The organism is Hoylesella timonensis S9-PR14, assembly GCF_000762405.1.
Taxonomy (GTDB): Bacteria; Bacteroidota; Bacteroidia; order Bacteroidales; family Bacteroidaceae; genus Prevotella; species Prevotella timonensis_A.
On sequence record NZ_JRPQ01000170.1, the window covers coordinates 1 to 8,310 of the forward strand.

Below are 8,310 nucleotides of genomic sequence, written 5' to 3' on the forward strand. Positions count from 1 at the left end.
TGTCTTCCGTGATAGGACATCAGGGTGGCGCTCCTACAGGTGAACAGAAGTTCACTAAGTTGAGCGAGGTTCCGGCTGACCAGATGGCAACCTTGCGCTCGGACAACCCGGAGGAATACAAACGCCTGTACAAGGCTGAGTACGGCATCGAGTGTCAGATATAAATAGTAAAATAGTTAACCAGTTAACGAGTTAACGAGTTCATAGTTATAATTATGAATCATGAATTATGAATTATGAATTCTGAAAGAATAACCCTAAAAACAAAAAAGATGAACAAAATTTTAAAGATGTTTGCCGCACTGCTATTCAATGCGATAGTAGGTGCCGTCATTGCGAAAATGCTTGGCTTGCCTGCCATGGTGGGCGCGCTCACCCTCAACATGGTGGCTGCCATGGTGGGCGCCATGCCAAAAGGCGCACTCCGCGCAGGAGTATTTACTGAAATATGGACCGGCGAGTTAGTTAAGGCTTTGCGCAGCGGCCTTGAAGGGTCATGGCTGGACGGTGTGCCAGACCAGAGTTCAATAGCCAATAATGACGTGATTCATCTCGTAGATGTAGGTGTTGATCCTGACGTGTTGGTGAATAACACGACTTACCCCATTCCACTTCAGGCATTGGATGATAAGGATATTGCCGTGAAGCTCGATAAGTTCCAAACCAAGGTTACTCCTATCACGGACGATGAGCTGTATGCCATAAGCTATGACAAGATGGCTCGTGTGAAGGAAAGTCACGGCAATGCGCTGAATGACGCTAAATTTACAAAAGCCGCCCATGCGCTCTGCGCTCAGAAGAACAGTGCCACCACGCCCGTACTCACCACCACCGGAGAGCGCGACGCTGAAACAGGTCGCCTGCGCCTCCGACCAGAGGACCTTGTGGCCATGAAGCGGGCGTTGGACAAGCTCAAGGTGCCAGCAGAAAACCGCCGTCTTGTGCTCTGCCCCGACCACGTCAACGACCTGCTGCTCGCCAGTCAGAACTTCCGCGAGCAGTACAACATCGACCGCGGAACCGGTAAGGTAGGCAAGCTCTACGGGTTCGACATCTTCGAGTATGCCAACACGCCGCTCTATACGCAGGCCGGCGTCAAGAAAGCACTTGGCGCAAACGCCGAGAAGGGAGAGTTCCAGTGCTCCTTCGCATTCTACACGCCACGCGTGTTCAAGGCCACAGGTTCAACAAAGATGTATTACAGCGAGGCTTCCACCGACCCGGAATACCAGCGTAACAAAATCAACTTCCGCCATTATTTCATCTGCATGCCCAAGAAGACTGATGCCGGCGTGGTAATGGCAAACGGCTATAAGGAAACAGCATGATGAGCAAGCCGATGAAATATCTCGTCATCCACTGCACCGCCACGCCGGAGGGGCGCGAGGTCACCGCGGCGGACATCCGCCGATGGCACACCGCGCCACCCCCGGCAGGCAGGGGGTGGAGACACGTGGGCTACACAGACATGTTCCACCTCGACGGACGTGTGGAGCGACTGGTGAAGAACAACGAAGACGACCGTGTCGACAACTGGGAGATCACCAATGGTGCGGCAGGGTACAACAGCGTGAGCCGGCACATCGTATATGTGGGCGGCTGCGACAAAGCCATGAAGTCCAAGGACACGCGTACAGCAGCCCAGCGCAAGGCCTTGAAACGTTATGTGCAGGATTTCCATAGCCGTTTTCCACAGATACGCATCGTTGGGCATCATGACCTGAACCCTGGCAAGGCGTGTCCGTCATTCGATGTCCGGGCATGGCTTCGTGAGATAGGCATTCGACAATAATCAATAATTAGTAGACGAGTTGACAAGTAGACGAGTAGACAAGTAAATAGACTTTTTTCTTGAAAACTATCAACTCGTGAACTCGTGAACTTGTAAACTCGTAAACTAAAATAACACACAGAGCAATGGGAGACACGATATTTCAAATCCTGCAATGGGCAATCCCATCGGGCGGTATCGGCGCCGCCATTGCCTGGATNGCCAACCGACGCCTCAGAACCGTCGAGGAGAAAAAAAAGATAGAGGATACCTACAAGCAGATGTACGACATGGTGAGCCGTGAGCTCATCAGTCTGCAACAGCAAAACGAAACCAACTATGACAAAATTGAGAATCTCCGCACCGATGGCGACAAGATGCGACGGGCGCTCAACCGCCTCTCACGGGCTATCGAGGCTATTCAGATATGCCCTCATCGCACTGCTTGCCCTGTCAGCGTGGAGCTGTCGCTCGACCAAGACAGTGACACGCCAAAGCCTGCACGAGGAAAGCCTACGCCTGCAAAGGGACAGCCTCACGGCGACGGTCACCCAAACATGGCAGAAGCCGGTGAGGGTTCCCATGGCAACAGTCGGCCTCAGGCTGACACTCGACAGCATCAGATCTCTGCCACCGTCAGCGGCGTACACGGCAAGGCAAAAACAGGCGGCTCTCAAGATCCAAAGGAAACCGGCAACGCCCAATGAGCCTGAGCAAATCATCATTGAGGCACAATGCGACTCACTGCTACTGGTAGCCGCAAGTTACTCAAAGAACATCATCACGCTGAAACGCCAACTCAATGAGGCAAATAGGGCAAACAGCGAGTTGAGGGAAACCGAAAAGGAGCGCGAAGCCCCCGGTCTCAAAATTACATTCATCGCCTTCATCGTCGGGGTGGCGGCCGGCATAGTATTAACCAATTTAATAAGAAAGATATGGCAAAAAGTGTTTTAGACGGAACAAACCTCATCCTTAGCGTGGGTGGCAGCGCCCTGGGATTTTCCACTGGATGCAAGGTAACCACCACCACCGAGACAGGTGAGCGCGTCACAAAAGAGGCGGCAAGTGGCAAGTGGAAGGAGAAATACGTAAAGAGCTTCTCAGAGAGCATCTCCGCAGAGGGCTGTGTGCTCACCGACGGAGACAGTAGCACACCCACCTATGATCAGCTCAAGGAAAAACAGCTCGCTGGCGAACCCATCGACGCCTCCTACGGATTACGCGATGGCGACAAGCGAACTGGAAAAACCAGCGGAGGGTATAGCGGAAAATACATCATCACATCGCTCGAACTTGACGGGCAGGCTGGTGACGACGCCAAGTACAGCGTACAGCTGGAGAACTGCGGAAAGGTCGCAAAGGTGGCGGCAGGACTTAGCGAGTCAGGTTCTACAAGTAGAGCGGGAGGAACCAGCGCATGAAGATAGTCATCAACGGAAAGACTTACCCCTGTTACCTGGTAATGGGGGCGTTCCTGCTCTTCAAGCGAGAGACAGGAAAGGATGTAAGCCAGCTCAAACAAGAAAACCTCGAAGACCTGCTCATGCTCATGTGGTGTTGCCTCAAATGCTCAGCACAGGCAGCGGGACAAGAGTTCCCGTTAGATTTCGAGACCTTCTGCAACACCATCACGCCCGACATGCTCACACAGTGGAACCGACAAATCAGTTCCATGGATGAAAAAAAAACGACCAACAAGACGTAACGCAGGCAGATGTTGAGCAACTGCTCGGAATCGCGTTGGGGTGCATGGGCATGGGGATGAACGACTTCTGCCGATGCACCCCTTCTGAGTTCAGGGCGGCATGGGACGCATGGAACGACAGGCGCATGGCGGTAGAGCGCGACCAGTGGGAACGCTTGCGCATGAGCTGTCTGTGTACACTGCAGCCATGGGCAAAACAAAGGTTAAGCCCAAGTGACATCATGGAGTTTCCATGGGATGAGAAACAGGAAAACCAAAAGCAAGACATACCCGACAGGCAGGAGATCATGCGCAGGTACAGGGAGGAAAAGCGGAAGGCAGGACTGAAATAGCCCGCTTATTTTGCCTTCAGTACGCCATAGCAGAACAAAAGACCTGCGATGATCACCACAAGGCAAAACGCAACAGTAAGCACACAGGCTATTGGGTGCTCCACTATCAGGTCGTGAAGGGGCTGTAAGTTGACGCTTGCTAACATAAAGTTCAAAGTTTGAAGATGCTGCAAATATAAGAAAAAAAATAGAAATCATGACAAAAGAGGTCAGTTTTACCATCAAAATCAATAGCGACGGAGGAGTGAAGAAAGTCACCGCCGACGCAAAAGAGGTGGGGAAGGCACTGTCCGAGGTGCAGGAAGAGGCCGAGAAAGCCAAACAAAGTGTCATCACCTGGGCACAGGCGGCACAGGCCGTAGACGCACTTCAAAACTCCATCGCACAACTCCAGGGGGTGCTCTGTGACCTTACACAGGCATACCAGGTACAGCTGGTGGCAGAAACGCAGCTCGACACCATCATGCGACAGCGCATGGGAAGTACCGACGCGGAGATACAAAGCGTCAAACAACTGTGTGCCGCGCAGCAGGAACTCGGCGTCATCGGCGACGAGGTGCAGTTGAGTGGCGCACAGCAGATGGCAACCTTCCTGAAACAGAAACAGAGCCTCGAGGTGCTCATTCCGGCCATGAACAACCTCGTGGCGCAGCAGAACGGACTGAACGCAACCACACAGGATGCGGTCAGCATCGGCAACATGATGGGAAAGGCCATGCAGGGGCAGACAGAGGTGCTGCAACGCGTGGGAATCACTTTCGACGAGACACAGAAGCAAGTGCTACAGTACGGAAATGAGTCCGAACGGGCTGCCATGCTCGCGGAGGTGATCACGGCAAACGTAGGCAACATGAATGCACAACTGGCAAAAACCGACGCCGGCAAGCAGAAGCAGCTGGAGAACACCCTCGGAGACATCAAGGAACAGTTGGGGAGCATGGTACAGGGAGCCATGCCCTTTGTCACCATCGCCGCACAGACCATGATCTGCCTGGCGGCCACCGCGAAACTCATCACGTCCATCAAGGCGCTCAGTGCGGCATTCGTCCTTACGTCCGTCAAGGGACTGGCACTGGCAGTTCACGAAAGGGTGGTCGCAACGGCACAAAACCTTCTGGCCGCAAGCGGATATACGGCAACGGCTGGTACGGCAGCACTCACCGTTGCCGTAACGGCACTCTACGCCGCCATGACAATGGGTATTTCCATCATCATCACCGGACTCATTTCCCTGTTCAGTTCCATGGGCGACGAGGCGGAAGACGCAGCGCAGAACGTGGACATGCTCAAAGAGAGCACGGATGCCTTCAGCAGCGCGTCATCCAATGCCAAGGCGGAGATCGACATGGAGGTCAGCGCACTGGCATCGCTCATCAACAGCCATAAGAACACGACAAAAAAGGTAAGCGAACTCAACAAGAAGTACGGAGAGAGTTTCGGATATCACCGCACGGCGGTGGAATGGTACGACACGCTCATCTCAAAAAGCAAGGTATATTGCGCGCAAATCGGATACGAGGCACAAGCCAAGGTGCTTGCATCGAAAATCGCCGCCAAGCAGCTGGAGAAAGAGAGCAAGCAAAGCGAGCGGTTTCAGCTTGGACAGCAGTATTGGGACGGAAAAGGAAACACGCATTACAACTGGGAGAATGCAGCCGGAGGAAAAGACTACTACGAACAGCTGGGGGGCGAGGTGAGCAAGCTCGCCAGCGATATAACGGTACTGCAACGGCAGTATGATGCCTGCATCAAGCACATGGTCCAAGCACAGAAGGAACTGGATAGGTCACGGAACGCCGTGCGCGTTACGGATGCGAACATACACGAACTCACCAACGAGGAACTCAATCAGGAGCTGGAGCAGAAACGAAAAGACCTCGACAGGGTCAAAGGCAACGACAACGCCGAACGGCAACGGCTCAACCGTGAGATTGGCCACTTGCAAAAGGAATTGAACAAGCGCGACGCTGTCAACAAGAGAGAACAGGGAGGGGTGCAGCACACCCAAAAGCCGACGGTGAAAACCACTGCCAGGAAAAACGCACCCGAAAAGCCGGTGGAAAATCCAAAAACACTGGAGCAAATAGCCAAGAACATCTCCTACTATGACAACCTGTTGAAAAAAACCGACAAGGATGACAAGAACAAGATAGCCAGCCTGGCAGCACTCATCGCCAAGTACAAGGAACTGCAAAAGGCCGTCCAGAACGAGGTCGACACGGCAAACCGACCAACGTCGCTCGATACCTTGGAAGACATTGACGCCCAACTGCTGTATCAGCAACAGCTGCGAAAACAGGCGTCCAAGGAGAAACTCAGCCAGATCGATGCTGAGATAAAACGTTTGAACAACCTTAAAACGGCATTCGAAGACAGTTCGCATGTAGCTCTCAAGACAGAGGAGATAAAGACCTATGAGCAGCTCGATGCCGAGATCGCCTTCTACGAGAAGCAGCTCAAGAAAGCTACGCAAAGCGGGCGCACGGAGATACAGAAGCACATTCTCGCCTTGCAGAAGCTGCGCCACGAGTGGGATGACACCTTGGCAACGCTCACAAAGCCCGCACACATCGGGACACTCAACTCGATGGAAGAACTCGACAAGGCTATCAGCTACTATGGCGCCCTGCAGCGAAAGGCAAGCGCACAGGAAGTGGAGAACATTCAACGTACCATCAATGCCTTGCAGCACAAACGCGATGCACTGGAGAGGATGACGCAACTGCCTGCCATGCACAATGAAACGCACGAACTGGGAGCGATGAGCGGCAAGAAGCTGCGCATCGAACTCCAAGCGATTGGCTTGGAGGGCATTCGTGAAAAAATACATTCACTGCAGAAAATGCTCGCCGACACGAAGAATCCACTCGGAGCGGAACAGCGCGAGGAGGTGCAGGGGCTCATTGGCACATGGAAGAGGTATGAGAAGGTGCTGCGGCGAAGCCAAATCAGCTTCACCGAGGCATGGGGAGGCATCAAGAGCATTGGAGACGGCGTGCAGAGCCTTACGAACGCGCTCGAGGGGAATGGGGATGCCTGGCAGACCATCACTGGCGTCGTCGACGCGGCCATACAGATTTATCAAGGGTTGAGTGGCATCATCGCCATCATCGACGCACTCACAGGGGCAACGCAGCAAAACACAGCGGCCACCACGGCGCAAGGCATGGCTAAGACGGACACGGCGGCAATAGACAGCAAGGCTACGGCAACGGAAGTCACCAACAGTGCCGCAAAAGCCGCAGCGGCAAGCGAGGAGACTACCGCAGACGTGGCAGGAGCGGCAGCCAAGACCATGAAGGCGCATGCGGGCATTCCCTTTGCAGGCATAGCCATGGGCGTTGGCATGGTGGCCACGCTCATAGGCGTCATGGCGTCATTGCCAAAGTTTGCCAACGGGGGTATCGCCTACGGACCCACGCTGGGCATTTTCGGTGAGTATGCGGGGGCGGCAAACAACCCGGAAGTGGTGGCTCCGCTCGACAGGCTCAAGTCCCTGATAGGCGACACCGGCAGTGGGTTCAGTGGTAAGCTGAAGGCAAGGCTCCGTGGGCGGGACATCGTGCTGGCGCTGGCAAACGAGACGCGCATCAGCAGGAAAAAGACAAACATTAAACTTTGAACTTTGAACTTGTTTACTTTGAACTTTGAACTTTGAACTGTCAACTTACAAACTTAAAAACTCATCAACTAAAAAAACTTCAAGCTATCAACTTGTGAACTTGTCAACTTGTAAACTCGTAAACTTATAAACTTATAAACTTGTGAACTAAAAAACTTATAAACTCAATGTACATACACGGACATTTCTACAACCAGCTCAACGAGCGCATAGAGGTACACATCCTCACGAAAGGCAGCCATACGCCAAATATAGAGATAGGGGCAAAAGATAGCGGCATCAGCTGGACCGACGACCCCGTGGACATCACGAGCCAGGTCAGCGACACCTTCGACGTGCTGCTCTGTCAACAGGCGAGCGTGAGGCTCCTCACAAAAAATTTCGTGCCCGACTTCTTCTCCGCGTCATGCCGCGACGTGGTGGTCAACATCTATCGGGAGGGGGAATGTCTCTTTGCCGGATTCGTAGAGCCACAGACTTATTCGCAGGGATATAATGAGGAACAGGACGAGATTGAGCTGAGCTGCATCGACATACTCACCGCCATGCGGTATGCCAAGTACCAGGACGTGGGAACGCTGGGGGTATCATACGCGGGCATCAAGGCCACGGCAAAACAGCGCACGATGGCAGACATCATCATCCAAANGCTNAGNGACATCACCAAGGGGGTCGATGTCAAGGGACAGGGAAAGGTGGCATTATTATACGACGGAAGCCGCGCTGTCGNCAGCCTCGAACAGGACAAATATTCGCTTTTCAGCCANCTNTCCGTCAATGANCTGCTCTTTCTNGGCGATGACGAGGATGAGGTGTGGCAGCAGGACGAAGTGCTCGAGGAAACACTCAAATACCTCAACCTACACATCAGGCAAGA

The 8,310-nt window shown here is 53.3% G+C and carries 7 protein-coding genes; 6 read left to right on the forward strand and 1 reads right to left on the reverse strand.

Going from position 1 to position 8,310, the window contains the following annotated elements:
• Nucleotides 1-272 precede the first annotated feature (272 nt).
• From HMPREF9304_RS10685 to HMPREF9304_RS13850, 6 genes are all read left to right on the forward strand, one after another.
• Nucleotides 273-1,328, forward strand: a complete 1,056-nt coding sequence (locus tag HMPREF9304_RS10685; protein WP_036928953.1) for a hypothetical protein — start codon at nt 273-275, stop codon at nt 1,326-1,328.
• Nucleotides 1,328-1,792, forward strand: coding sequence for an N-acetylmuramoyl-L-alanine amidase (locus tag HMPREF9304_RS10690; RefSeq protein WP_036928956.1), 465 nt, complete (start codon nt 1,328-1,330; stop codon nt 1,790-1,792). Before HMPREF9304_RS10685 ends, HMPREF9304_RS10690 begins: the two co-directional genes overlap by 1 nt.
• Before the next feature lie 917 nt (nt 1,793-2,709).
• Nucleotides 2,710-3,195 (forward strand): phage tail tube protein, encoded by a 486-nt coding sequence (locus HMPREF9304_RS13845; RefSeq protein ID WP_052046115.1) that lies wholly within the window; start codon nt 2,710-2,712, stop codon nt 3,193-3,195.
• Complete coding sequence (locus tag HMPREF9304_RS10705) at nt 3,192-3,479, forward strand: hypothetical protein (protein WP_052046117.1); 288 nt, start codon at nt 3,192-3,194, stop codon at nt 3,477-3,479. Before HMPREF9304_RS13845 ends, HMPREF9304_RS10705 begins: the two co-directional genes overlap by 4 nt.
• A 50-nt stretch (nt 3,480-3,529) precedes the next feature.
• Nucleotides 3,530-3,811 carry a hypothetical protein gene (locus HMPREF9304_RS10710; protein WP_156104815.1) on the forward strand — a complete coding sequence of 94 codons (282 nt, stop codon included), beginning with the start codon at nt 3,530-3,532 and terminating at the stop codon, nt 3,809-3,811.
• Between the two features lie 196 nt (nt 3,812-4,007).
• Nucleotides 4,008-7,433, forward strand: coding sequence for a coiled-coil domain-containing protein (locus HMPREF9304_RS13850; protein WP_052046120.1), 3,426 nt, complete (start codon nt 4,008-4,010; stop codon nt 7,431-7,433).
• A gap of 164 nt (nt 7,434-7,597) precedes the next feature.
• Here the strand turns inward: HMPREF9304_RS13850 and HMPREF9304_RS14535 are convergent, their stop codons facing one another.
• Nucleotides 7,598-7,783 (reverse strand): hypothetical protein, encoded by a 186-nt coding sequence (locus tag HMPREF9304_RS14535; RefSeq protein ID WP_156104816.1) that lies wholly within the window; start codon nt 7,781-7,783, stop codon nt 7,598-7,600.
• Nucleotides 7,784-8,310 lie beyond the last annotated feature (527 nt).